The 24,214-nt window shown below is 70.2% G+C and carries 25 protein-coding genes and 4 pseudogenes; 6 read left to right on the forward strand and 23 right to left on the reverse strand.

The features are described 5' to 3' along the window. Positions 1-439: 439 nt before the first annotated feature. Entirely contained in the window at positions 440-3,100 is a 2,661-nt protein-coding gene (locus tag OHA73_RS00005; RefSeq protein WP_327653694.1) for a DEAD/DEAH box helicase, read from the forward strand. Between the two features lie 127 nt (positions 3,101-3,227). On the opposite strand, the pseudogene OHA73_RS00010 reads toward OHA73_RS00005, so the two are convergent. After that, positions 3,228-3,353, reverse strand: a pseudogene (locus OHA73_RS00010) (HU family DNA-binding protein); the annotation flags it as partial. 223 nt (positions 3,354-3,576) lie between these two features. Then, positions 3,577-3,981: a DUF6640 family protein gene (locus OHA73_RS00015; RefSeq protein WP_327653695.1), complete on the reverse strand. Its 405-nt coding sequence runs from the start codon at positions 3,979-3,981 to the stop codon at positions 3,577-3,579. A gap of 123 nt (positions 3,982-4,104) precedes the next feature. On the opposite strand from OHA73_RS00015, the gene OHA73_RS00020 reads away from it, so the two are divergent. Continuing rightward, positions 4,105-4,725 (forward strand): TetR/AcrR family transcriptional regulator, encoded by a 621-nt coding sequence (locus OHA73_RS00020; RefSeq protein ID WP_327658371.1) that lies wholly within the window; start codon positions 4,105-4,107, stop codon positions 4,723-4,725. 347 nt (positions 4,726-5,072) lie between these two features. On the opposite strand, the gene OHA73_RS00025 is transcribed toward OHA73_RS00020, so the two are convergent. After that, on the reverse strand, positions 5,073-5,381 hold the full coding sequence (locus OHA73_RS00025) for a GNAT family N-acetyltransferase (protein WP_327653696.1): 309 nt from the start codon (positions 5,379-5,381) through the stop codon (positions 5,073-5,075). A 342-nt stretch (positions 5,382-5,723) separates the two neighbouring features. On the opposite strand from OHA73_RS00025, the gene OHA73_RS00030 reads away from it, so the two are divergent. Beyond that, positions 5,724-5,954, forward strand: coding sequence for a hypothetical protein (locus OHA73_RS00030; protein ID WP_327653697.1), 231 nt, complete (start codon positions 5,724-5,726; stop codon positions 5,952-5,954). Between the two features lie 346 nt (positions 5,955-6,300). Here OHA73_RS00030 and OHA73_RS00035 read toward each other — a convergent pair whose 3' ends face one another. The 7 genes from OHA73_RS00035 to OHA73_RS00065 form a co-directional block, all read right to left on the reverse strand. Next, a complete protein-coding gene (locus OHA73_RS00035; RefSeq protein ID WP_327653698.1) occupies positions 6,301-6,486 on the reverse strand; it encodes a hypothetical protein in 186 nt (61 codons plus the stop codon). A 240-nt stretch (positions 6,487-6,726) separates the two neighbouring features. Then, positions 6,727-6,948, reverse strand: a complete 222-nt coding sequence (locus OHA73_RS00040) for a hypothetical protein (RefSeq protein ID WP_327653699.1) — start codon at positions 6,946-6,948, stop codon at positions 6,727-6,729. After that, complete coding sequence (locus OHA73_RS00045) at positions 6,945-7,154, reverse strand: hypothetical protein (RefSeq protein WP_327653700.1); 210 nt, start codon at positions 7,152-7,154, stop codon at positions 6,945-6,947. Before OHA73_RS00045 ends, OHA73_RS00040 begins: the two co-directional genes overlap by 4 nt. After that, entirely contained in the window at positions 7,151-7,366 is a 216-nt protein-coding gene (locus OHA73_RS00050; RefSeq protein ID WP_327653701.1) for a hypothetical protein, read from the reverse strand. The genes OHA73_RS00045 and OHA73_RS00050 overlap by 4 nt, the downstream gene beginning before the upstream one ends. Next, complete coding sequence (locus tag OHA73_RS00055) at positions 7,363-7,608, reverse strand: hypothetical protein (protein ID WP_327653702.1); 246 nt, start codon at positions 7,606-7,608, stop codon at positions 7,363-7,365. Before OHA73_RS00055 ends, OHA73_RS00050 begins: the two co-directional genes overlap by 4 nt. Next, complete coding sequence (locus OHA73_RS00060) at positions 7,605-7,802, reverse strand: hypothetical protein (protein WP_327653703.1); 198 nt, start codon at positions 7,800-7,802, stop codon at positions 7,605-7,607. The genes OHA73_RS00055 and OHA73_RS00060 overlap by 4 nt, the downstream gene beginning before the upstream one ends. After that, the gene (locus tag OHA73_RS00065) at positions 7,799-8,152 is read right to left on the reverse strand and encodes a hypothetical protein (RefSeq protein WP_327653704.1); all 354 of its coding nucleotides are present in this window, start codon (positions 8,150-8,152) and stop codon (positions 7,799-7,801) included. The genes OHA73_RS00060 and OHA73_RS00065 overlap by 4 nt, the downstream gene beginning before the upstream one ends. Positions 8,153-8,411: 259 nt before the next feature. On the opposite strand from OHA73_RS00065, the pseudogene OHA73_RS00070 reads away from it, so the two are divergent. Further along, positions 8,412-8,816: pseudogene (locus tag OHA73_RS00070) on the forward strand (Imm49 family immunity protein); the annotation flags it as partial. A 1-nt stretch (position 8,817) separates the two neighbouring features. On the opposite strand, the gene OHA73_RS00075 reads toward OHA73_RS00070, so the two are convergent. The 10 genes and pseudogenes from OHA73_RS00075 to OHA73_RS00120 all read right to left on the reverse strand — a co-directional run bounded on the left by OHA73_RS00075 (position 8,818) and on the right by OHA73_RS00120 (position 17,933). Further along, positions 8,818-9,573: an enoyl-CoA hydratase/isomerase family protein gene (locus OHA73_RS00075; RefSeq protein WP_327653706.1), complete on the reverse strand. Its 756-nt coding sequence runs from the start codon at positions 9,571-9,573 to the stop codon at positions 8,818-8,820. Then, positions 9,570-10,820 (reverse strand): cytochrome P450, encoded by a 1,251-nt coding sequence (locus tag OHA73_RS00080; protein WP_327653707.1) that lies wholly within the window; start codon positions 10,818-10,820, stop codon positions 9,570-9,572. Before OHA73_RS00080 ends, OHA73_RS00075 begins: the two co-directional genes overlap by 4 nt. An 89-nt stretch (positions 10,821-10,909) precedes the next feature. After that, entirely contained in the window at positions 10,910-12,340 is a 1,431-nt protein-coding gene (locus OHA73_RS00085) for a cytochrome P450 (RefSeq protein ID WP_327653708.1), read from the reverse strand. A 10-nt stretch (positions 12,341-12,350) separates the two neighbouring features. After that, the gene (locus tag OHA73_RS00090) at positions 12,351-12,914 is read right to left on the reverse strand and encodes a GTP-binding protein (RefSeq protein WP_327653709.1); all 564 of its coding nucleotides are present in this window, start codon (positions 12,912-12,914) and stop codon (positions 12,351-12,353) included. A 1-nt stretch (position 12,915) separates the two neighbouring features. Beyond that, complete coding sequence (locus tag OHA73_RS00095; RefSeq protein WP_266718590.1) at positions 12,916-13,299, reverse strand: DUF742 domain-containing protein; 384 nt, start codon at positions 13,297-13,299, stop codon at positions 12,916-12,918. Next, positions 13,292-14,107, reverse strand: a complete 816-nt coding sequence (locus OHA73_RS00100; RefSeq protein ID WP_267073043.1) for a roadblock/LC7 domain-containing protein — start codon at positions 14,105-14,107, stop codon at positions 13,292-13,294. Before OHA73_RS00100 ends, OHA73_RS00095 begins: the two co-directional genes overlap by 8 nt. 20 nt (positions 14,108-14,127) lie before the next feature. Further along, complete coding sequence (locus tag OHA73_RS00105) at positions 14,128-15,342, reverse strand: ATP-binding protein (RefSeq protein ID WP_327653710.1); 1,215 nt, start codon at positions 15,340-15,342, stop codon at positions 14,128-14,130. A gap of 296 nt (positions 15,343-15,638) precedes the next feature. Then, a pseudogene (locus OHA73_RS00110) lies at positions 15,639-15,963 on the reverse strand (methyltransferase, FxLD system); the annotation flags it as partial. 170 nt (positions 15,964-16,133) lie between these two features. Continuing rightward, a complete protein-coding gene (locus tag OHA73_RS00115; RefSeq protein ID WP_327653712.1) occupies positions 16,134-17,162 on the reverse strand; it encodes an AraC family transcriptional regulator ligand-binding domain-containing protein in 1,029 nt (342 codons plus the stop codon). A 9-nt stretch (positions 17,163-17,171) separates the two neighbouring features. After that, positions 17,172-17,933 carry a hypothetical protein gene (locus OHA73_RS00120; protein WP_327658648.1) on the reverse strand — a complete coding sequence of 254 codons (762 nt, stop codon included), beginning with the start codon at positions 17,931-17,933 and terminating at the stop codon, positions 17,172-17,174. A gap of 684 nt (positions 17,934-18,617) precedes the next feature. On the opposite strand from OHA73_RS00120, the gene OHA73_RS00125 reads away from it, so the two are divergent. Both OHA73_RS00125 and OHA73_RS00130 read left to right on the forward strand, forming a co-directional pair. Further along, the gene (locus OHA73_RS00125) at positions 18,618-18,821 is read left to right on the forward strand and encodes a cold-shock protein (protein WP_266718581.1); all 204 of its coding nucleotides are present in this window, start codon (positions 18,618-18,620) and stop codon (positions 18,819-18,821) included. 1,396 nt (positions 18,822-20,217) lie between these two features. After that, positions 20,218-20,616 (forward strand): annotated as a pseudogene (locus OHA73_RS00130) (ATP-binding protein); the annotation flags it as partial. Between the two features lie 44 nt (positions 20,617-20,660). On the opposite strand, the gene OHA73_RS00135 reads toward OHA73_RS00130, so the two are convergent. The 3 genes from OHA73_RS00135 to OHA73_RS00145 all read right to left on the reverse strand — a co-directional run bounded on the left by OHA73_RS00135 (position 20,661) and on the right by OHA73_RS00145 (position 24,208). Then, on the reverse strand, positions 20,661-21,518 hold the full coding sequence (locus tag OHA73_RS00135; protein ID WP_327653713.1) for an acyl-CoA thioester hydrolase/BAAT C-terminal domain-containing protein: 858 nt from the start codon (positions 21,516-21,518) through the stop codon (positions 20,661-20,663). A gap of 594 nt (positions 21,519-22,112) precedes the next feature. After that, positions 22,113-22,781, reverse strand: a complete 669-nt coding sequence (locus OHA73_RS00140; protein ID WP_327653714.1) for a hypothetical protein — start codon at positions 22,779-22,781, stop codon at positions 22,113-22,115. A gap of 455 nt (positions 22,782-23,236) precedes the next feature. After that, positions 23,237-24,208: an oxidoreductase gene (locus OHA73_RS00145; RefSeq protein ID WP_327653715.1), complete on the reverse strand. Its 972-nt coding sequence runs from the start codon at positions 24,206-24,208 to the stop codon at positions 23,237-23,239. Positions 24,209-24,214 lie beyond the last annotated feature (6 nt).

Here is a 24,214-nt window from a genome sequence, read left to right on the forward strand (position 1 = left end):
GTACCACATCGCTGCGCGATGTGCAAGCGAACACCCGCGCTGCGCGCGGGTGTTGCGCTCCCGCTTCGCGGGAGCGCTGGCGGGATGCTGCGCATCCCGCTCAATCCCCATGCTGCGCATGGGGATTGATGCTCCGTTCGCTGCGCTCTCGGAGCTGGTTCGGGCTGCGCTTCACCTGGAGGCTTCCGCTGCGCTCCAGCCTCGTGGGCAGGTTCGCTGCGCTCTCCTGCTCCTGGCGTTCCTTCGGCTTCGCCTGCGGAACTTAGGCCCGCTGACGCGGGCCGGGCTGGCTGTAAGGGTGGGTGGCTGGTTGAGGTCTTAGGGTGTTGGTGTCTCGACTGCATCAAAGTGATGCAGTCTGTACCTTTGGCAGAAACATGGGACACCCTAGGGGTGAGATCCTCGCCTGAATGAATTCAGGCGTTGAGGGGGCACGAAGATGTCAGCGATTCGGCTCAAGGAGCATCAGGTAGCTCAACGCTCCGCGTTTCGCCGGTGGGTGGGGTTCCCTGAAAGGGCACCTGTGTCCCCGCAGGGTGCCCGGGGCACGATCGTGTCCGCGACCGGCTCGGGCAAGACGATCACGGCCGCCGCATGCGCGCTGGAGTCGTTCGCGGGCGGTCGGATCCTGGTCATGGTGCCGACCCTGGACCTGCTCGCGCAGACCGTCGAGGCCTGGCGTCTGGTGGGCCACACCGCGCCGATGGTCACGGTGTGCTCGCTGGAGAACGACCCGGTCCTGGGCGCGTTGGGGGTGCGCACCACCACCAACCCGATCCAGCTCGCCCTGTGGGCCGGACACGGACCCGTCGTCGTGTTCGCCACGTACGCCTCGCTGGTGGACCGCGAGGACTTCGACGACCCTGCGGGTCAGCGGAAGGTGTGCGGGCCGCTGGAGGCCGCTCTCGCGGGCGGGGAGCAGCTGTACGGACAGCGGATGGACGGTTTTTCGCTCGCCATCGTCGACGAGGCGCACTCAACCGCAGGCGATCTTGGCAAGCCATGGGCGGCGATCCACGACAACGCCCGCGTCCCCGCCGACTACCGGCTCTACCTCACCGCAACCCCCCGCATCCTCGCCGCGCCCCGCCCGCAGAAGGGCCCGCACGGCCAGGAGGCGGAGATCGCGTCCATGGGCCAGGACTCCGAGATCTACGGACCATGGCTGGCCGAGCTGGGACTCTCGGAGGCGATCGAACGCGAAATCCTCGCCGGATTCGAGATCGACGTCCTCGAGATCCGCGACCCCTCCCCCGTCCTCGGGGAATCCGAAGAGGCGCAGCGCGGCCGGCGCCTGGCCGTGCTCCAGACCGCACTCCTGGAACACGCCGCGAAGTGGAACCTCCGTACGGTGATGACCTTCCATCAGAAGGTGGAGGAAGCAGCGGCCTTCGCGGAGAAGCTGCCGGAGACCGCCGCGGAGCTGTACGCCAACGACACCTCCGAGGACGGCCTGGTGGCCGCGGACCGGCTCCCCGCATCATCGATCGACGCCGACTTCTACGAACTCGACGCCGGCCGCCACGTACCACCAGAGCGCGTCTGGTCGGCATGGCTGTGCGGCGACCACCACGTCACCGAACGCCGGGAAGCTCTGCGCCAGTTCGCAGAGGGCATCGACGCCAACAACCGGCGCGTGCACCGCGCGTTCCTCGCCAGCTGTCGCGTACTCGGAGAAGGCGTCGACATCACCGGCAAACGAGGCGTGGAAGCCGTCTGCTTCGCCGACACCCGTGGCTCCCAGGTCGAGATCGTGCAGAACATCGGCCGCGCACTCCGCCTCAACAAAGACGGCTCCACCAAGGTCGCACGGATCATCGTGCCCGTGTTCCTGAAGCCCGGCGAAAACCCCACCGACATGATCGCCAGCGCCTCGTTCCGCCCGCTCGTAGCTGTGCTCCAGGGTCTGCGCTCGCATGATGAACGACTCGTCGAGCAGCTCGCCTCCCGCGCCCTCACCAGCGGAAAGCGCACGGTCCACATCCAGCGGGACAAGAACGGCCGGATCGTCGGGGCCGGCGGCGAAGATGACGGCGCCGACCAGGAGCAGGACGACAGCAACGCCACTGCCGAGTCCGTGCTGCTCCGCTTCTCCTCCCCCAGAGACGCGGCCACGATCGCCGCGTTCCTGCGCACTCGGGTCTACCGGCCCGAGTCGCTGGTGTGGCTGGAGGGCTACCAAGCCCTGCTGTGCTGGCGGGCCGAGAACGAGATCACCGGCGTCCACGCCGTGTCCTACGACGTGGAGCTCGAAGTGGGGGTGACCAAGGACTTCCCCCTCGGCAGGTGGGTGCACCAGCAGCGCAAAGCACTACGGGCCGGGGAACTGGAGGAGCGGCGCAAGACCCTGCTGGACGCCCCGGAAGCCGGGATGGTGTGGGAGCCGGGCGAGGAAGCCTGGGAGAACAAGCTCGCCGCGCTCCGCTCCTACCGGCGGGCCACCGGACACCTCGCACCCCGCCAGGACGCAGTATGGGGCGAGAGCGAGGCGATGGTGCCCATCGGACAGCACATCGCCAACCTCCGCCGGAAGGGGCAGAAGAACGGCCTGGGCAAGGCCCCGGTGCGCGCCGCCGTACGTGCGGCGCAGCTAGCGGAGATCGACCCGGACTGGAACTGCCCGTGGCCGCTGGACTGGCAGCGGCACTACCGCGTCCTGGCCGACCTCGCCGCCGACGAACCCGACGGCCGGCTCCCCGACATCGCACCCGGCGTACTCATGGACAGCGACGACATCGGCAAATGGCTGAAGCAGCAGAAGCAGCCGGGCAACTGGGCACGGCTCCTTCCCGAGCAGCAGGAGCGGCTGACCAAGCTGGGCATCCAGCCCGCCCCGACAGCCACTCGTACGACGAAGGGACCGAGCAAAGCGCAGCAGGCATTCCAACGAGGCCTGACAGCCCTCACGCAGTGGGTCGAGCGGGAAGGCGCCCACCGGCCGGTGCCGCGCGGACACAGCGAACCGATCGCCGTCGACGGCGAAGCGGAGCCAGTGATTGTGAAACTGGGCGTATGGATCACCAACACCAAGACCCGGCGCGACAAACTCGACGCCGAGCAGCTGGGCGCACTAAGGGAGTTGGGCATCACCTGGGCGTAACGCTTGTGCGGTAAGGCTAGTGAGTCCGATTGCGGTTCGGTACACATCGCCGTCTCTCGGTATCTCGAGGTTCCACGTCTGCGAGGTGTCTGCGTGCCTCGCCAGCGTCCCGGCTTCGAGGGGGCTGCTTGTCCTTGGCGGCCTTCTTGAGCTTGGAGTCCGCGGTCACCTTCACGCTGTAGGCAGTGGGGGTGGTGATCGCCTCGCCTGTGGAGGGGTTGCGGCCCGTGCGCTCGGCCCGGTGGGTGTGTTCGTTGTGACGAGGATTTTTAGTTGGCGTACAAGGAGGGGTAGTTGGTGTGTCGATCTCCTGGTCTGGCCATGCAGGGAAGCGGAGCACACGAAGATCAGTGATGAGATCCCGTCCGGTCGGAAGGTTGGGCGGGATCTCTGTATCTCTGACTCCTGTTCCACGTGGTGGTGGAGTTGTGTGATCCCCGTGCGGCGGAGCACGGTGAGGAATCGGCGGCCGGGTATCACCGGCGCAGCCGTCGGCGTTCCAGGGCGAAGGCCAGGCCGTTGAGGGTGAGTGTGGCCCCGGCGAGTACTGCTTGCGGGGCGCCCTTCTTCGGCGGGTCCATGAAGGCGGTTCCGGGGTAGGCGATGGCCGACATCTGGGTGATCCAGTACAGCGAGGCGGCACCGGTCGCCAGTTTCAGTCGCTCGCCGGAGGCGTCGGCTCCGCGGCCCCACAGTGCCCACAGCCCGATGGCGCCGAGCGCGGCGCCGGTGCTCATGGTCTGGGCGTTGTGGAATTTCGCGTGTGGCGGCCAGTTGGGGTTGTGGATGTGTGTTTCGTTCCAGTCGGCGATGTAGGCGCCGCACATGGTGCTGATGGAGGTCAGTGACAACAGAACGCGTCCAGGACTGACGACGGCCATGGCTCTCCTCGGGCCGGGGGGGGATCGGCCGACCCTCCCTACTGTGAAACAACTTGTCCCATAGTAGGGGCGGGGCATCGCGTGCCAGACTGGGGGCGGAGAAGGGAGACATGTGTGAGTCCCATGCCGGCGCCCCCGACGCAGACCGCAGGAACGCAACGGGTCGATCCGCGTATTACGCGGAGCAGATCGGCGGCGTTGACGGCGGTACGCGAGCTGCTGCAGGAAGGCGGCTTGCCGGCCATCACGCACGTGAACGTTTCCTCGCGCAGCGGTGTGGGGCGTAGCACCCTGTACCGTCACTGGCCCGACGTCACCGATCTCCTGCGTGATGCGCTCGCCGGGCAGATGGCCCGCAGTCACAGCATCCCGAAGGGGGATCTGCGGGAGGATCTGCTGGCCGAACTCGACCTGGCCCGCGGCCAATTGACCGACCCGGCGACCGAGCGGATCATGCGAGTGGTGATCGAGCGCGCCGACAGCAGTCCCGCCTTCGCGGCGCTGAAGAGGGACTTGTACCGCGAGGGCAGCCGGACGACCGCTGCTGTCATCGAGGATGCGGTGGCCCGAGGAGAGCTGTCGACGGCCACTGACGTGGAATTCGCCGTCGCCCAGCTTCTCGGGCCCCTGTTCTTCCGGCGGCTCGTGGCAGGCGCACGGCTCGAGCGCGCCGACGTCGTCTGTGTCGTTGACGCCTTCTTGAGCCGCGGGGCTGTGGCCGACGGGCGAAGGTTGTCGGGATAGCCTCGCCGCGGTGGCGCGCCTGTGTGGCGGTGTGGACCAGGACGAGCTGACCGGGATCATCGACTCCGCGGGTGCGTACATGATGGTCCGTCACGCCCACGCTGCCCGGCTGTTCCGGCGCCGGCGAGCGGTCCACATCCTGTGTTCCGCTGGCGGCCGCATGTTGTGGAGGGGTGAGTTCACGGCGAGCACCTGCCTGCAAGAGCGCCCCGCTGGCCGCGGGCCGGGTGCTTGGTTTCCTGGATTCTCAGGAAACCCTGCGGGTTATCCGCCTCACCGGCTGACGCCATCCGGGGCTGAGGGGTGTCATCTGCTGGTAGCTCCGTTGTGCTGCCACGACGCTTTGTCTACTCGGCCAGATCGTCTTGGTAGACCACGGACACAGCCCGCATCCCGAGCGCCTCGTAGAAGGCGCGACCGTGCTGATTGCGGGGCGAGCAGTGGACGATCAACGGCGCCAGGGCGTGTTCTCTTGCCCAGGTGCGGACGTGGTCGACGAGCAGGCGTCCTTTTCCGTTGCCGCGGTGCTCCGGTGCGACCCACAGTTCGTGGATCACGCAGCATCCTCGTTCGTCCGGGCCGGCCAGGATGTAGCCGTACTCGGTGCGGTACTTCATCCCGTTTGCCGGGGCCGGGCGGTCGGGGTCGAACGGCACGGTCACGCCCTCCAGGGCCAGTGGTGGACTTGTCGGTTCTGAGGCGGCGGGAAACGACGCCGGTTCTCGCTCGCCTTGCGGACGGACCCGCACCGGTCAGCCGAGCTTCCTCTCATAAAGTCGCAGCATGGAGGGAAAGGAAGCAGCTCAGGCCGAATTGAACGCCGCCTCTGCAAGGGCCCGCTCCGAAGGCCCGACGGGGAAGAACATCACGGCCTTCGAGGATGCAGTCATCCGCCTCGCAGCAGCCCATGGCGTCACCCTGGCTCCCGCGGCCCCGCCACCGGGCAGCTGCGGACGGATCCGAGCTGACCCGACCTCGCTCCGCCGACGATGATCCGGTTGTGGAGCTCTGCCGCCGTATCGCGCCTCCACTCGGCCGACGACGAGGGCCGGAAGCTCGAGCACCTCGATGATGATGAACGCGAGAAGCAACGCGAGGTCTGGTTCGAGGCCGCGGCGAGGGCACAGGATGCGGTCTCCATGTACGCGTTCAAAAGCGACCTCAACCGGTTCGACGTCGAGAAGCAGCTCCGTCAGGTCACTCGGAACCCACCGAAGCAGGAGGAGTAGAAACTTCGGGAGCGGCCGTAATGGTCGCGATTCCCGGACAGGGGGGCCAGGCTCCCTGCTTGGCTACCAGTTCATGTGGCTGGGCATGCCGCACTTCCCGGAGGCGTCCCGCGTGGGACATTGCCCCAGCCGAGCATGAAGAGCGCCATGGCCAGCGCCAGCACTACGAGCATGACGGCGAGGCCGGTACGCGTGGCCAGGAACCGGCTGATACGGGTGCCGGAGCTGCCAAGCCGTTTGTCGCGGTACACCGTGGCCCGGCGCAGGTTCCAGACAGCGCAGACGGCGACGGTGATGGCACCGAAGGCCGCCGAGGATGAGCGCGTACATGATCCGGACCAGGACGTTAATGATCATCGTCGTTCCCGCGCTGCTCGATGCGCCGGGCGTGGAAGTAGTTCCAGCCCACGGAGCCGAGAAAAATGCACCCGCCGTTGATGACGGCGTTCCACTTTCCCGTGACGGCTCCGATGGCGCCCAGAACGGCGAACACGACCAAGGCGTACAGGACGAGCCTCGTGGGCTTCCCCATCTTCGCCCTCGTTGTGCTCCGGCCGGTCGGAACGGCGCCACCACCACTGGAACAGGAGGTGGACCCCCGTGCCGCTGACGCCCGCGCCGATCGCCATGTCCCACTTGCCGGTGATGAACCCGAGGGCGCCGAAGACCATGACGACCGTGGCAACGTTCACCACGATCTCCAGGACGGTGAGCGGCTTCGGCGGGTCCGCAACCACACCCACGAACTTGAGCCGCCGTTTGGCACGCGGCTTCATCGGTTCGCCTTTGCCAGACTGAGTGCGTCACGGATGTTCTTGACGGTGGCCACGAACAGCGCGCAGAGGACGGCCCCCAAGAGGGCCCACAGCCACCACGGCATGACCACGGCGACATCGGAACCGAATCCGCTCCAGGTGCTGCCGCCGACCCCGCCAGCGGCGACGCCGCCAGTGGTGGCGGGCATCGCACCGAGCTTCTTCAGGCGCTTGATCACTTGGGGCCCTTCTTCCATGTGCGCCGCATGCGCCACCAGTTCCAGACGGACGAGGCAATCAGCGCGCCGGTGCAGGCCGCCTGCACCGAGTAGCGCCATACGGAGGCCTCGACGCCGGCCGCGAGGCAGCAGCCCACGACGAGCCCGATCTGGACGGCATGGAACCTCCGGCTGCGCGGCGGCCCGCTGGGCGAGATCCACTTCATCGGTTCGCCTTCGCCAGCCGGACCATGTCACGGACGTTCTTGACGATGATCACGATCAGTGGGAGGAGAACGATTCCTACGAGGGCACACAGCCACCACGGCACGACGGCGCCGCCGGATCCGCCCCAGGCGGCGCCGCTCGCCCCGCCCGCCGCGCTGACCGCAGCACCGCCCGGCACGGCGCGGAGGTTCTTCTTCAGGTGCTTCTTCATCGGCGCTTCACCTCGCGGCGCATGAGGCGGTCGAGGCGCGTCAGCAGGGCCTGGCGCTCGGCACGCTGCCTGCGCCGCTTGCGGCGGGCAGCGCGGATGACGCTGCAGGCGAGGGCGGCGGGCATGAAGGTGCCCCCCAGCCGCCACCCGTTCGAGGTGTCCGAGTCCGTGGCGTTGGCAATGCCGAGGATGGTCAGTGCGATGAGCAGGACCCGGTCCGTCCAGTCCATGTGGAGCTTCACTTCGGCTTCCTCTTCCCTGCGCGCCGCTTGCGCCGGTCGCTGCGGAGGTGCCAGGCCAGAAAGCTGATGACGTAGACGCCGATGGCCAGCTCGCGCACGCGGCCCCAGCCGGTGCGGCTCGTGACGACGTTGCAGATGGTGGCCATGATCAGCACGACCAGGGCGACGACCAGCCACTTGTCCGAGCGCGTCACCTGTGTCCCCGGGCGTGCGCGCGTGCCCATCGGACCAGGACGATCCCGAAGGCGCAGAGGACGAGCGGCGCGACGCCTGCCCACCACGTGGCTTTGAAGGCGAAGATCCCGATCAGGCCGAGGATTTCCGCAAGGACGGCGCCGCAGAGGGTGACCCGGGCCGCGCCCCGCTGCACCGCGGCGTTCACACGCGGCAGGTGCGTGCCGTCGCGGCGCTGCTTGTACCGGCCGTAGAAGGCCGGCCCGATCAGGGCGGCGAAGAGGAGCACCAGGAACGGCCCCTCTGCCCCGTCGGGCAGCAGGGCGGATATGAGGCTCCCGGAGCCTCTGCCGCTGTGGGCCGGGGTCATCACGTGCTGTCTTTCCGCTCGATAAGCCCCCGGCTGTCGATGTGTCCGGGGGACGCTAGGCGGCGGGCCGGACGCGGCGGAAATTGATCATGGGTGTTCGTTGCATGTCTCACACGGTTCGCCGGCCGAGCGCCTCGATCGCGAGTAGACGCAGCAGACCCGCAAGATCGCCCGACACCCGCAGTCGCCGCAGCGACAGGCCGCTCTTCCATCGCGTCGGTGAGTTCAGCGCGTAGCGCGCGGCTCGGTCTCCGATGCAGCCGGTCTCGCGCAGGTGGACGCCCTGTGCGGTTACTTGACGCCGTCGGCCGGCCGTCTGCCCCGCTACTGGCCGGAAGTTCCCCTGTGGATGCCGTCGATGGGCGAGCGCCTCGACGCTGCCCTCGCGCTGGATGCGGCCGGGGCCACGGGCCCCGACCAGCGGCTGCTGCGCATCCTGCTCCGCGGCGACCAGGCCGCGTTCGAGCAGGCGCTGCACGAACGGCTCGTCACCCACCGAAGCGCCGCCGGTGAAGAGGCCGGGCCCGAGAGCCTGCTCCCCCTGGGCGCGATCGGTCTGTCCGTGCTGGCCGTGCAGGTCCACGGCTGGGACCTGCAGACGACCTCTGCCTATCTGCCCGCCTCCCTCCTGCAGGCGCCCACCCCGGCTCCGAGCCCGACCTGAATTACAGGTGGGCGGTGAGGAGATTGGCGTCGAGTGGGCCCAGGTCGGCAGTGTGACGGGCGCGGGCGTAGCCGGTCAGTATCCGTTTGGCGGCGATCATTGATTCCTGGGAGCGGCGGCCGAGGAGACGCGTCCAGGCGGTGACCGCGCGGTCGAGGTCCTCTTCGGGCACGGTGTCGTGCAGGAAGTCGATCCGGTGCGCGGTGGCGGCGTCGAACTCGCGGCTGGTCAGCATGAGTTCGCGGATGCGGGAGACTCCGACCTCGGTGATGAGGCGGCCGGTGGCCCCTCCCCATGCGGGCGGCAGTCCGAGGCCTACTTCGGGCATGCGGTAGCGGCTGGTGTCGGCGCCGACGCGGAGGTCGCAGTAGGAGACGAGGGCGAGGCCGGCACCGGTGACCCGGCCGTGGAGGCGCGCGATGGTGATGGCGTCGGTGGTCTCCAGTGCCTGACAGAGCCGGAAGCCCTTGTCGACGATGCGGCGCAGGGCCGCGCCGGTCGGGTCGGCCTTGCGTGCGTCGGCGAACTCGCTGCGGTCGGCTCCCAGGCAGAAGTCGTCGGCCAGCGAGGACAGGACCAGGACCTTCACGTCGGTGCGCTCGGTGAGGCTGTCGAGCAGTCGCAGGAGGTCGTCGATGGCGGCGACGTCGAGGACGGCGTCCGTGCGGCCGGCGTGGAGCCGGGCGTGCAGGACGGGCCCGTCCTGGTCGAGGTGGAGGGTTTTGTAGCCGTCGGAGGGCTGGAGGTGGTCGGTCATGCGAGGGTGAGGTCCAGGTTCAGGAGGCGGCGGAAGGCGACGCGGGGCGCCCAGGTGGGCGGGCGTACGAGGGTGGGGCGGGGGATGCGGCGGGTGAGTTGGGTGATGAGGGTCTGTGCTTCCAGGCGGACCAGGGGGGCGCCGAGGCAGTAGTGGACGCCGCCGCTGAAGGCGAGGTGGCCCCCGGGGTTTCGGTGCGGGTTGTAGGTGGCGGGGTCGGCGTGCCGGTGCGGGTCGTGGTGGGCGGCGCCGATCAGGAGGTGGGCCATCTCGCCCTCGCGGATGTGGCGGCCGGCCAGGCGCATGTCGTGGGAGGCGACGCGGCTGATGACGTGGGTGGGTGGGTCGTAGCGCAGGCTCTCCTCCACGGCGCCCGGGACGAGTTCGGGGTCGGCGGCGACCGCGTCCCAGTGCAGGGGGTGTTCGACGAGGTGGAGGACCGCTTGGGACAGCAGGGTCGCGGTGGTCTCCAGCGCGGCCAGCAGGACGAAGCGGGCCAGGTGGTAGACCTGGTGGTCGGCCTGGTCGCGGTCGGTTTCGAGGGTGTCCCAGGTGCGGATCCACTGCGAGACGGGGTCGTCTCCCGGGCGGGCGCGGCGAGCGCGGACGAGGTCGGTGAAGTACGTGCGCAGTTCCACGGTTGCGGCGTCGGAGCGGGCGAGCTGGCTCGCGGTCGGCAGGAGTTCCTGGGTGAACACCTGGTCGTGGGTGAGCTCGCGCAGCCGGGGCCAGTCGGCGCGGGGTAAACCCAGCCAGTGTCCGACCGTGGCGATGGGGAGCTCCTCGCCGACCAGGGCTGCGAAGTCGGCCTCCCCGTGGCGGAGTTGTTCGTGGAATGTGTCGAGGAGGCGGTCGGTGGCTGTCGTGATCACGGGGAGGAGACGGCCGATGGCGGCGCGGTCGAAACCGTCGGCCGCCCGGCGTATTCGGGCGTGTTCCGGCCCGTTGAGGTTGGGCAGGGCGTGGCTCATCTCCTGCGAGGACGGCGCGGCCCAGCGGGTGCCCCGGCCCTGCCGCTCGCGCCAGCGCCGGTCGGGTTCGCACCACTGCCGGTCGCGCAGGACCTGGTCGCACTCGGCGAACCCGGTGACCAGGTGGCCGCCCCAGGGTGCGGGGCTGACCGGTCCTGATGCAGCGAGTTCGGCGTAGTGAGGGAGTGGATTTGCCTGCCCCTGGGGGGTGCGCAGGCGCGAGAAGACTCTGACGGTGGCGCGGCGAAGATCCTGCGGCAGTACGGCGATTCCCACTGTGCTCCTTTCCGAGCATCAGCCGCCATGGATACCCACAAGATCATTTGAGTATCCAATGGCACCGCAGGAAAGTGGAGTTGCCTGCGTCACTCGCCCCTGGTCCATGCCACGAAGCGGCTGAACAGTCCCGCCTTGCGCTTTTTGCCCTGGCCGGACTCGTCATCGACGCCGGCTCCGGTGGAAGCGGAGGCGGCCGGCTCGGCCGCGGGCGGCTGGAGGCCGGGCGTGGGCCGGGACACCGCCGGGGCGGCGGACTCGTACGGGGCGGAGGCGGTGGAGACGGCCCGTGGGGAGAAGCGCACGGGCAACGCGGCCAGCGCGCGGCTCCACGGCGAGGGCACCCAGTCGAGCGCCGAGAAGGGCCTGTCGAGCTCCAGGTCGGGCAGCCGGTTGAGCAGGCACTCGACCGCCGTCACCGCGATCAGCAGCGCCGGGTCCTTCGCCGGACACGCGTGGGGTCCCGCCCCGAACGCGAGATGGGCCTTCGAGTTGAGCTGGGCCCGGTGCTCGGTCAGCCGCGGATCCGTGTTGGCCGCGGCGAACGAGATGAGCACCGGATCGCCGGCCCGCAGCCTCCGCTCGCCGAGTTCGATGTCCACCGTCGGGTAGTGACCGGCGTAGTTGGCGATCGGCGCGTAGGACCACAGGGCCTGGGAGACGGCGTCCTCGACCGGAAGGCCGGTGGGCCAGTCCTCCCCCAGGTACAGGGCGGCGCTGGTGCCGATGGCCGCGGCGAGCGGCGCGGTGCCGCCGGAGAGCAGCGTGACGAGCTGCTGGAGCACGGCCTCGTCGGCCTCGGCCCGGTCGCTGGTGAGGAGGGTGTGCTGGCGGATCAGCTCGGTGGTGAGGTCGTCGCCCGGCCGGCGGTGCTTGAGCGCGATCAGCTCGGCGAGCGCCTGGCCGAGGATCTGGTCCGCGCCGGCGGCGCCCTCGAAGATGCCGGAGATCCCGGTGATGACCCGGTCGCCGATCTCGGGAGGGCAGCCGAACAGGTGGGAGAAGACCAGCAGGGGCAGGGGGCCGGCGTACTCGGCCATGAGCTCGGCGCGGCCGTGCCGGTCCGAGCTGAAGCCGCTGATGAGGTAGTCGGCGGAGGCCTGGGTCTGGCGGATCAGCGCACGCTCGTCCACGGTGGCCAGGGCAGCGGTGACGGCCTGGCGCAGCTTGGCGTGGTCGGCACCGTCGGCGAACAGGGCGTTGCGCCGCCAGGCCATCATCGGCAGGGCCGGGCTGTCGGCCGGCACCCGCCCCTCGTTCAGCGCGTTCCAGCGGCGCGCGTCGCGCGGGAAGGTGGCCGGGTTCTGCAGGATGTGCAGGGCGGCGTCGTAGCTGGTGACGAGTTCGGCCTCGACGCCGGGGGCGATGTCGACGGGCGCGCTGGGCCCGGCCTGTCGCAGGTGCGCGTAGTAGGCCTCGGGGTTGGCCGCGAAATCGGTCCCGTACAGCTGGGTGTTGCCGCCCTGGGTGTGCGCGGGGCAGCCGGGCGGTATCAGGCGGGGGTCGGTCGGCTGGGACATGCAGGGGCTCCTAGGCGGCGAGCTGGGTCATGAGGTGCTGCACGAGGGTGATCAGTGCCTCGGCGGAGGAACGCTCGTCGCGTACGTCGCACCGCACGATCGGGGTCTCGGGGTGGAGGTTCAGTGCCTCGTGCACCTCCTTGAGGGCGTACTCGGTGCCGCCCGCGAAGGAGTTCACACCGACCGTGTAGGTGAGACCGAAGGACTCGACGAGGTCGAGGACGGCGAAGGACTCGTCGATGCGCGCGGGGTCGACCAGGACGAGCGCGCCCAGTGCGCCGCGCGAGAGGTCCTCCCACATTTCGGTGAACCGCTCCTGGCCGGGCGTGCCGAACAGGTAGAGGACCAGGCTGTCGGAGAGGGTGAGGCGGCCGAAGTCCATGGCCACGGTGGTGGTCGTCTTGTTCGGTGTGTTGGTGAGGTCGTCGAGCCCCACACTGGCCATCGTGATCTGCTCTTCGGTCCGCAGCGGTTTGATCTCCGAGAGACTGCCGATGCAGGTGGTTTTCCCCACGCCGAAATGGCCCACGATGAGCACCTTCACGGCCTGGCTGACAGAGGGATCCAGGTACACGTCACACTCCGAATTTCTTCTGCAGGCCGGTGCGCACAGCACGGACGAGGTCGATGTCCACCAGTTCGGCGGCCGGGACCGGCTGGCGGACGTCGAGCAGGCCGGCCTCCGCGAGTTGGGCCAGCAGGATGCGCACGACGCCGATCGGGAACCGGGTGTGGCCGGCGACCTCGGCGACGGACAGGACTCCGCCGGTGACCACTTCCATGACCCTGCGGGCCTCGGGTGTCAGGGCGCGCAGGGCGGCCTCGGACCCGTCGGCAGAGGTCACCATCGCGGTGTGCTCGAATTCGTGCTCGGGGGGCAGGGACCGCCCGTTCGTGATCACGAAGAGCGGGACGAGGTCGGACGTCAGCTCGAGGTCCGGACCGCTGGGCTCAGACATTGCCGGGCACCCTGCCGGCCCCGGCAGAGGCCGCGATCCTGAGCTCTGCCGCATGCAGCTGGGACGTCAGGTGCTCGATGTTGCAGTCGTGGTCGGCGGAGGCCGCCAGGAGCGCCCCGTCGCCGGCGGCGATGAGGAAGATCCACCCGTGCTGGAACTCGATGGCCGTCTGCTGCCACGCCACGTCCGCGGTCGCGCCCGCGAACTGCGCGGCCGCCCGGCTGTTGGCGTGGATGCCGGTCATGGCCGCCGAGATCCGGTCGGCGAGATCGCGCGGCAGGCCCGAGGTGCCGCCGCGCGGCAGGCCGTCGCCGCCCAGCAGCACCGCGTGGCGGGCGCCGGGCACGTCGGCGAGCGCCACATCGAGCTCCTTGAGCACATCGGCCGTCTCCTCACCGGGCGCCGGCTCGGGGCTGCCGCGCCGGCCTGCCTGCGGACCGTCCACGCGAGGTGCGGACGTCATGTTGTGTCCCAGCCGGGCCACCAGACGGTGCATGCGGTAACTGATCTGCTGCATGTCCACATGGGGTTCCGCGGCCGCCGCCAGATAGGCGCCCTGACCGGCACCGATCAGGAAGATCCAGCCGTGCTGGAACTCGATGATGGTCTGCGTCCAGGACGCGGCCGGCGCGGTTCCGACGAAGGGCGCCGTGGCCCGGCTCAGGGCCTGGATACCGGACATGGCCGTGGAGATGGTCACCAGGTCCCGCTCGCCGAGGCCCTCGGTGGATGCACGGGGCAGGCCGTCGGCGGACAGCAGGACCGCATGGCGCGCGCCGGGCACGTTGTTAACGATGTCATCGAGCATCCATGACAGGTCGGAGGTGCTCACCGCTCATCAGACCCTTCGCCCAGGGGGGACTCATCGGCGCGGGCTTCAAGGGTGCCGCGCTGGAACGCACCCAGGCCCCGGCTGGATGCCCGCGGCCCGGTCTGCGTGGCCTCGTCCACCGGACGGGGCGCACGGCCCGCGGCCGGGGAGGCCGTCGGCGTCTGCCGGGCAGCACGCTTGGGCAGTCCGTGCGCGGTGCGCTGGGGAGCGACCCCGGACGGGCCCGGGCCCTGCCGCACGGGGGCGGTCGCAGGGTGGGGGGCCGGGGCGGGAGCGGGAGCCGGCGCCGCGGCCTTGGGGGTCGCCTCTTCCATGGTCCACAACTCCTCGGGCAGTCGGACGACGGCCCGCACTCCGCCGTAGCGGGAGACCCCGGTGACGTCCACCCGGAAGCCGTGCTGACGGGCGATCAGGCCGATCACGGGGAAACCGAACTTGGGCTGCGTGCCCAGCTGCTGCAGCCGCGGCGCCTCGTCGCCGGAGAGCAGGGCGGTCGCCCGCTGCCGGTCCTCGTCGTTCATGCTGACGCCGGCGTCGTCGATGACGATGCAGAGGTTGCCCTGGACACGCTGGAACGTGACCTCGATCGGAGCGTCGTGCTGCGAGAAGCTCGCCGCGTTGTCCAGCAGCTCGGCGACCGCCAGCGCCACCGGCGTGACCGCGGACGCCTTGAGGGCGAGACCACTCTGCTGCATGATCGACACGCGCTGGAAGTTGCGGATCTGGCCCTTCGCGTTCTGCACGACGTCGTACACGCTGGCCGGCCGGTTGCGGCGGCCCAGCGGCGCACCGCACATCACCGCGATGCCCTGTGCCTTGCGTGCCATCTGGGCGTTCGCGTGCGCCACGTCGAGGAGGTCGCTGAGCACCTCGTGGCCGCCGTGCTTGCGCTGCACGGTGTCCAGCAGGGCGGTCTGTTCGGCCGCAAGGCTCTGCAGGAAGCTCGCCGCGCCCTTGAGGACGCTCTTCGTGCTGTCCTCCGCGGCCTCGCGCGCCCCGGCGATGACGCTCTCCCGCTCGGAGCGGGCCGCAGCCAACTCGCCCTGTTGGGCCGCGAGTTGCGCGGTGGCGCGGCTCAGCTCCTGTTTCTGCGCGGCCTCGGCCTGGCGTCTCTTCGCGGTCACCGCTCGGTTGCGGGTAATGAGTGCGACATTCGCGGCGACGGATATCAGCGCAATCGCACCCAGGGTCCACACAAGTGCGTGGGTCATGGACACCTCTCGTGGCACGGGTAGGAGGAACTGGCGACCCGTACCCCCGCTCTCACCCCGCAGGCACGTGTCAAGTCGGCACGCTGGATGAGTTGATCAAGATCGCCGCCGGGATGCTATCAGGACCGTTTCGCCTCAACCTGCCTGCCCAGCACCCCTGTTGGAAGATTCCGTTTGGCCCGCCCGGCACCCGAATGATCCCAGCCACACACCCACCAGATTTCAGCCAGGTGTGCCCGCGCGGCCCGGGAGGGCTCCTGCCTCGGCGCTCGCGGCAAGCGGCGAGACGACCGATCGGCACCTTTCACGGCCGCCGTGGACGAGGGCAGGGGCCTCGGTGAGCAGCGTGCCCCTGGCGGTTTTCGGCAACAGCATTCGGATCGGTCCCGACGGCAGAGGGCAGGTCGGGAAGAGCTCCATCCGCTCCGGGGACCCCATGGCGTGGACCGTCATGCCGGTCCGCTCCTCGATGCGTGGCTGCGTCAGTACGTCGGCGAACGCGTTCTCGTCCAGCCGCAGGGCGGCCGAGGTCTGGAGGCGTACGGTGCCGCCGCCGGTGAGCGGCACGCTCCGGCGGGCGTCATCGGCGCTCCCGCGGCGCAGCGGCATGAAGGTGTTCATGGCCGCATCCACGCGGCGCTCACGGCGCCCGGAGCGGGCCCGGCGGTGTGCCGTGTCGTCCTCGTCGCGCCACCGCGCCCTGTGTTGGCCGTTGCTCTCCCCGATTCGCTGTGTTTCATGGGGTGCGTCGGAGTGTGTGCCGGCTCCCCGGGGGGCTGGGTTCCTGGGGGTTACGGCGAGGTGCGGGGGCGGCGCAGTTCGGCGGGGCCCTGGCCGTACCAGCGGTGGAGGGCGCGGCGCAGGGAGCGCGGGTCGGTGTAGCCGGTGCGGGTCGCGATCGACTCCACGGTCAGTGAGGTCGCGAGCAGCTGCTCCACGCGCCGCCGGCGGGCGCATTCCAGCTCCGTGCGCCAGGTGGTGTCCTCTTCGTGGAGGCGGCGCTGCACCGTGCGGGGTGACATCCCCAGTCTGTGGGCGATGTGGGTGAGGTCGGGTGCGCCGTGGGTGAGGCTCAGTTCGACCTCGCCGCGGAAGCGGTCGAGCCACGACAGCACGGCGCGGGAGGTGGCCACCCTGGTGCGCGCGTGGTCGCGCAGGATGGCTGCCAGTACCGGATCCGCCCGCGGCAGGGGCCGGTTCGTGTCGGCGGCCGAGAAGGTGACGGAGGGCGTCTCCGCGCCGAACGCGATGTTGCGGGTGCCGTACGTCTCGGCCAGGTGCCCGTGCCGGCGCGGCGCAGGGCCGGTGAGGGTCACCCGGAGCGGGGTCAGCGGGCGGCCGGCGCCCGAGGCGGCCGCGGTGAGGATCATCGACACGGCGAACTCGGCGATGATCGGGAAGATCGGGTGGCTGGCGAACCGGCCGTGGAAGGTGACGGTGAGTCCGGCGGCATCGTGCACCGGTGTGAACGACTCCGACGGATCGGTGACGACTGCCGCGTGGCGGTCGGCGTGCTCGAATGCTTCCGTGAGCGTATCGGCGCTGGTGAACAGGTAGTCCCACACGCCGAGCGAGCCGGGGCGCCACAGCCGCCAGGGCAGCGAGCCGCCGCCGAGGTCGCGCAGCCGAGCCGCCCACTCCTCCCATATCCGTACGAGCGAGGCCGAGGGCAGCCGCACGGCCTCGTCGTCCAGGCTTGCCAGCCCGGCCACCTTCGCCAGCCGGCTTCGGTCCAGTCCCGCCGCCTGTCCCGCGCGCAGCAGCAGCCGCGTCACGTGCGGGGGAACGGTTCCGGCCGGAACCCGACCGGATGCGGACACGCCCGGACTCTATTCCAGGCCCTGGCCGGGGACAACGCTGTATTGCGCCGGGAGGCCCCGGCCGGGTGGATGCGGTGCGGTGCGGTGCGGTGCGTGCGGTCCAACTCGGCCCGCGGTCATGGGTGATAGGGGTGCCGTCGTCGGCTTCGGCGCCTGCGTGCCGTGGCGGCGGTCGCCTCTACGTTCTTGTCTGCACGGTACGGCGGTAGTGCTCGGCGATCTCGTCGCTGTCAGCCACACGCCTCGGTGCCCGCAGATGTACGCCAGCGCCTGCGCGAGGTATCTGGTCCTGAACGCCTGGCCGATGACGAACGGGTGCAGGGCCAGCGCCATCACCCGGCCGCTGTCCGCCGCATCGGCGTAGAGCTGGTCGAACTGGTCCTTGACCAGCTGCAGGAAGTCCGGACCCGTCATGCCGTGCAGGGTGAACAGTGCCAGGTCGTTCAGTTCGACGGAGTACGGCACGCTCAGCATGCCGGGCTCGTTCAGCAGGAACGGCTGGTCGTCGGCGGTCCAGTCGAGCACATAGTCCAGGCCGAGTTCGGCGAGCAGCCGCGGGGTGTGGAAGGTCTCGGTCAGCGCCGGGCCCATCCAGCCGCGCGGGCGGCGCCCGGTGGCCTTCTCGATCGTGGCGACGACGTCGGTGAGGTACTCCCGCTCCTCCTGCGGCGTCATGCCGGCCTGCAGGACGGAGTTGGTGCGGCCGTGCGCGAGCCAGGCCCAGCCGCGGGCCCGGCCGGCTTCGATGATCTGCGGGTAGTGGCCAGCCACAACACGCCGAGATCGGCGGTGAGCAGCACGGTGGGCAGCAGCAGAACACTCAGTCCCACCCACTGCCGCAGGCCCGCCCTTGAAGCCCCGTTCCGGGCAACGTGTTCGTCCATGCCACGACGCTATGAAAGGGAAGGGCGCGGCAAGGAGGGCCGAAGGCGCCACGACGCGGACCGAACGCGCCACCTCCGGCGCGCCGGCCTCCTGACCGGTACTCGCGGTCGGTTCGCGGTCGGTTCGCGGTCGGTTCGCGGTAAAGGGGGCCCGCTGGTGGAGGGGCCGCTGGTGGCCGGGCTTGCGGCGGGCGGCACGGAGAGCGAGACTCCAGATCCGCGGGCCGCGGGCCGCGGTGTGCGGGCCGCGGGTGTGCGGCACCAGAGAGCCTCCGGAGGACTGCCGGATGCGGGTTGTGGGTCCGTGCCACCGGCCTGGCCCGGCAGGCGGCGTCGTGGTCTGCTCCGCCGGCGCGACGCCGAAAGGCGGGGCCCCGCGCGGCGTGCGAAGCGGTGCGCGGGGCCCTTCAAGGATGTTGCGGTGTGTTCGTGCATCCTGTCGACGCTCGAAGTCCTGGCCAGCACCGACGTGTTTGGGGCAGGATGACGTCCGAGCGTCCCACCCGGGAACGCTCGTGGAAACCGAGCCGATCCGCCACGGAACGGCTCGAGTGATGTGAAGGACTGACGTATGGCCAGCGGCACCGTGAAGTGGTTCAACAGCGAGAAGGGCTTCGGCTTCATCGAGCAGGACGGCGGGGGCCCCGACGTGTTTGCCCACTACTCCAACATCTCCGGCAACGGCTACCGCGAGCTCACCGAGGGCGAAAAGGTCAGCTTCGACGTCACCCAGGGCCAGAAGGGCCCGCAGGCCGAGAACATCGTGCGCGGCTAACCCTCGCCCGCACCAGCACGGGGCGCCCACCAAAACGGTGGGCGCCCCGTCCTGCCTTTTCTGCCTTTTCTGCCCTTTCTGCCCTTTCTGCCCTTTCTGTCTTTTCTGTCTTTTCTGTCTTTTCTGTCTTTGTGGGCGCTCCAGCAGCTGTCGTGCGCGCACTAAGTGCTGCCGGAGCAGCGGGCCCGCGCAGGACGGACGGGGCGTGAGCCCGGCCATCACCGCCGTTGCTCCGTCCGCAAGGGAAGGCCGCGACGGCACAGGGCGCGCGGAGCGAGAGGGACGTGACGCCGTCCTCACAAGGGGGCCGGCCGTCGACACGCCCGGCCCCGTGCCGTGCCGTGCCGGCTGCCGCCACCGCAACGGATCGCTTGGCGTGCAGGCTGCACGAGCGGGTTCCCGGGCGCCCCCGCTCCCGCGGCCGCAATGCGCGCCTACGCCGTGCGGGTTCTCCCTTTGCCTGTGCGGCGCGTTGGTCCAGTGGTCCGACGAGCCGGCCTCACGCTGTCGGGGTGCAGCGCCGTCGATCAGGGAGCTTCCTCATGGCCTTCGGAAGGTGTGCGGCGGCCGCAGTCGCCGGTCTCCTGGCAGGGCTCGGCGGCACGCAGGCCGTCGCCGCACCCCAGGACCTCGTATTCCGGACCACCGACCCGGACCCGGTCGCGGCCGGCGGCCATTACACCGTGCGCCTCACATGCCCCCATGCCGACGACGTGGTCGACATCGAACGGGACTTCCCGCTCATCGGCGTGACCGCCAGCACCCACGGGAAGCAGGGCACCTACGGCCCCTACACGGTCCCCGCCGACACACCCCCCGGAGAGCACCTCTTCGACGCCTTCTGCGTGAGCCCGAGCGGAGCCGAGACCAGGGCGAACCTGGTAACCGTGAACGTCGAGGCCACCGCATCCCCCACCCCCACCCCGACCCCGCCCCCCCACGGTCAAGCCCATTCCCACGCGGTCCCCCGCGGCGTCTCCCACCGACACCCCCACGCTTCCCCCGCGGCCGACCGGCACCTCGTCCCGGTCGGCCGCGCCGCTGCCCACACCCCCGAAGGGCGGCACCGGCAGTCACCCGCGCCTGGCGGAGACCGGGGCGTCCACCATGCGAACCGCCGTGGGAGGTACGGCCGTTGCACTGATCGCCGCGGGCTCGGCGGTACTGCTGCTCGTGCGCCGCCGCAACCGCCGGCACTGACCACCGGTCGCGAGTTCGTCCTTGGCATCCTTGGGGCCCGCGCCGGTCGCCTCGTGGTAGGCCTCGAGTCGGCCGTGGCGCAGAGCGCGACGGCGCCATCCCCGGTCGACAGTGATTCGGTTGTGCGGTCTTCCATGCGGAGAGGACGGAGCCTGTTCGGTCTGTCTGGCGTCGGGCGGCTGGATCACCAAGGGTTACCAGCACCGGTAGGTCCCACCTGCTGATCGCGCTGGGCACCGCTGCCGCCATGGCCGCCAGCCTGGTCAACGAGCTGGTCGAAGCCGCCGACGACCCACTCGGCAAGACCATCACCCGCTACGGACGCGTCGACCTGCTCGAAATCGATGAACTCTGCTATCTCGAACTCGACCGCCGCGGCGCCGAGATGCTCTTCCAGGTTCTGACCGAGTGCGAGGAGAAGAACAGCCTCGCCATCGCCTCGAACGCGGCCTTCAGCGGTGGGAGCACGATCTTCACCGACCCATGGCTCTGCGCAGCGATCGTGGACCGGCTCACCTTCAACGCCACCTTGATCGAGACCGGCACCGAGTCCTACCGCCCGGCCCGCACCAAAGCGAAAAGCGCAACGGGATGAAGTGAGAGACCGTCCCCCCAACTTCGCACACGATCAACACGGGGTCAGCCCCCGCCGCGGAGCGAGTTGAGGATGTGGGGCCAGGCAGCCGCCCCCAAGGCCGCGTCGGCTTCGGGCGTGCCTCCGTACAGGAATTGCGGGGATGCCGACGCGGCACTCTCACCAGGAAACCGCGTCCGGTGGCCGGCATCATGGCGGACGATCAGACGCACGGGGGCCCCAACCAAGCGTCGGCGCCCGGCCAGTTGTTCGGCGAAGGGAAGGGACGGCCACATCGCATCGTCTCCGCCTGCGACCAGCAGGAGATCGACCCGAGCCTGCTCCACGGCGATCTCCGCTGGAGTAAGCAGGTGAGCGAACGTCAGCTCGCTGCGTTCGTACCATCCGCGGATGGCGACCGGCCCGCTGCCCGGCTTGGCGGGAGTCCAGGAATCATCCAGCGGGACGAAAGGCAGCGCCTGTTCCCGCCAGGTCCAGGACGATCGATAAGGGCGCTGCGCTCCGTCGCGCCCCGGTCCGACGTTGCACCAGACGCGAGACGTGGGCGACAGCGCGATCACCACGTCCACGCGCGGATCGTGCACCGCCGTCAGCAGAGCCGCCTCGGCCCCCTTGGAGCTGCCCAGCACGCCGATGCGTTCCGCCCCGTTCGCCCGGAGGAAGCCGACGGCGGCGGTGAAGGTCTCCAGGGGGACCTCGCAGATTCCCGGAGCCTGGCCCGGCCCGCCGAACCAGCGGATCGACAAGGCCGTCATGCCCTGCTGGGCGAGGATGCGCGCTCTCTCCCGTTCGATACGCCCGCTGGAACCCGCCAGCACCACAACGCCGATGCCACTGCCGCAGGCGGGAGCGACCAGAACACCTTCCCAGGGCTCGGTCAGCTCCCGCTCAATGACAACCACGTGGCCCCCTGTCGGTCCGCCCCAGTCTGTCAGCGCAGCCCCATCGGCCGTGCTGCTCCTCCCAGACCGGCCGAACCCGCCCGCGTACCCACGGACGGCAACAATGCTGTGGTCCCACACGGCCCCGCCCTCCGGGACCATCTCAAGTCGCCCGATCTGCACCAAGCATCCGTGAAATGGGGCCAGTTGGAGTCGTCTGGGCGGAGCCGCAGAACGCCGCCCCAGCCAGCCCCCATCCTCGGCAGCCGCAGTGGAGGGGCCGAGGTCTCGGCCGGCAGGACACCCCGGCTGCGGGAGCGGTGGTACCCCGGAATCGCGGCGCCGCCCCCCCCCCTGCTCTCTTCTCTCAGCGAGCCGCTCGGCGCGGCGAGCGGCTTCGCGCTCGAGGCACGTGGACCGGGTGCTGCGTGCGCCGTGCGCCGTGGGCCGGCCGCAGCGCACGGGTGTCTGCACCCCCCTCCCGCGAACGGCGTGGCTCGGGCACCGTGTCCGGACTGTCACGGCCCCGCCCCCGCCCTCCCCCGCGGGCGCAGAGAGCAGAGAGCAGGGGGCAGGGGGCAGGGGTGGGGGGCAGGGGTGGGGGCTGCGGGAGTGTCAGCGCAGGTGGACGGCTCCGGTGTGGGCGTTCAGCGTGTAGTGGTGGCCGTGGGCGCGGGCCGTGCTGTGACCGGCGTCCAGGGCGGCGATGCGCACCCCGTGCCGGGTGATCCAGGCCTGGTAGGTGCCGTTCGCCAGCTTGGTGACGTGGGCGGTGGCGCCGTCCGCGAGCCGTATGTCGTGGGTCTTGCCGGTCTGGTTCTTGTGGTGCTTGTTCTGGTGGTCGTTGTTCTTGTGGTGCTTGTTCTGGTGGTCGTTGTTCTTGTGGTGCTTCTTCGCCGGGTGCTGGGGCACGTTCTGCTCGCTGTGCCAGCCGCCTGGGTGCACCACGCCGACGAAGCCGTTCGCCTGGTTGAGCGCATACGTGTAGCCGTGCACGCGCTGGGTCTTGTGCGCGGAGTCCAGCGCCGCGATCCGCACACCCTTGTGCGTGATCCAGGCCTGGTAGGTGTGGTTCGCCAGCCGGGTGACATGCGCGGTGCTGCCGTCGCTGAGCGGCAGGGTCTGGGTACGGCCCGCCGTGGCAGTGTGCTGGGCGGCGGAGGCGGCGGCCGCGGGCCCAGTGGACGCCGGAGCGGCCTCGGCGGTGGCGGCGACGGCGGTCACGGCACCGAGGCCGAGAACGGCGGATGCCAGAGACGTGCGGAGAATACGAGAGGTCTGCATGCGCCGGCCCCTTTCCATGAGTCGAACAAGTCGAGCGAGTCGAACGAGTTGGCTGAGTTGGCTGAGTCGAACGCGTCGTGTGGACCGCGTACTCATGAAGCTAGGCGGCACACATCAAGGCATTCCGCACAGAACATCACAGACATGTGACAGCGCCTTGAAAGTGCGCATATAGGGAGTAACTGCCCGGCTGTGGCGGGACCTTGGCCTCGGCCGGAGAAGGACCTGGAGTCCCGCGCCGCGCCCGGCTCTGCGCCGGCCGGGCCTGCCGTGTCTGCCGGGCCTGCCGTGTCTGCGGGTCCGGGTTCTGTCCGGTGATGCGGCCCAGGGGTGTGTCTGCTGATGCGGCCCAGGGGTGCGTCTGCTCGGCTGCTGGTCCTGGTTGTTGGGGTGCTCCGGTGGCCGCGTGGCCTCGGCGCTGATCCGCCGGGGCTCCCGGGGTGGCTCCCGGGTGGCTAGGTGATCGGCGTGGCGCCGGTCGCGGCGAGGGACAGGTCCCAGAGCCGGGCCGCCTCGCCGGGGTCGACGGCGTGGGCGCGGACGCCGCCGTCGTCCATGGGGGTGCCGGGGGCGCAGACGCGGGCGACGTCGCAGTCCTCCAGGTAGAGGCCGCCCCGGTGGGCGAGGAGCGGGGACGTGGCGGCCCACAGGCCGGTGGCGGCCCCCTGGGAGGGGGTTTTGAAACCGTCGCCGATGACCGTGCCGTGCTCGTCCACCCAGCCGCGGTCGATCTGCTCCCGGAGTGTCATCTCCCGCTGGAGAGCGGTGATGATCCTGCCGGGGTGCAGGGCGAAGGCCCGCACCCCGTCGCCCTGCCCGACGGCGTCGAGGTGGACCGCGAACAGGGCGTTGGCGGTCTTGGCCTGGCCGTAGGCCAGCCACTTGTCGTAGCCGGTACGAAAGTGCGGATCGTGCCAGCGGATGCCGGTCAGGGCGTGTCCGGCGGAGCTGTTGACGACGACGCGCGCGCCGTCCGCGGCGGCCAGCAGCGGGTAGAGCTCGCAGGCGAGGGTGAAGTGCCCGAAGTGGTTGGCGGTGAGCTGGCCCTCCCAGCCGGGCCCGACGCGCCGCTGCGCTGTGGCCATGACCCCGGCGACAGCCATCAGGAGATCGAGCCGCCCGAAACGGTCGCCGATGTACGCGCAGGCTGCGCGGACACCGGCGAGGTCGGCCAGGTCCATGGCAATGACCTCGCAGTTGTTCACCTCCTTCAGCGCGGCACGGGCAGCGTCGGGGCGGCGTGCGGGAACGATGACCCGGGCTCCGGCGGCCGCCAGCGCCCGGGTGGTCTCCAGGCCGAGCCCCGAGTAGCCCCCGCTCACCACGGCCGTCCTTGCGGAGAGGTCGAGGCCGGCCATGACGTCTTCGGCGGTGCTGGAGGCGGAGAAGGGCGAGCCGCGGGGCTGCTGCTGATCGGTGAAGGACATGCCGTG

This window comes from Streptomyces sp. NBC_00483, assembly GCF_036013745.1.
GTDB lineage: Bacteria > Actinomycetota > Actinomycetes > Streptomycetales > Streptomycetaceae > Streptomyces.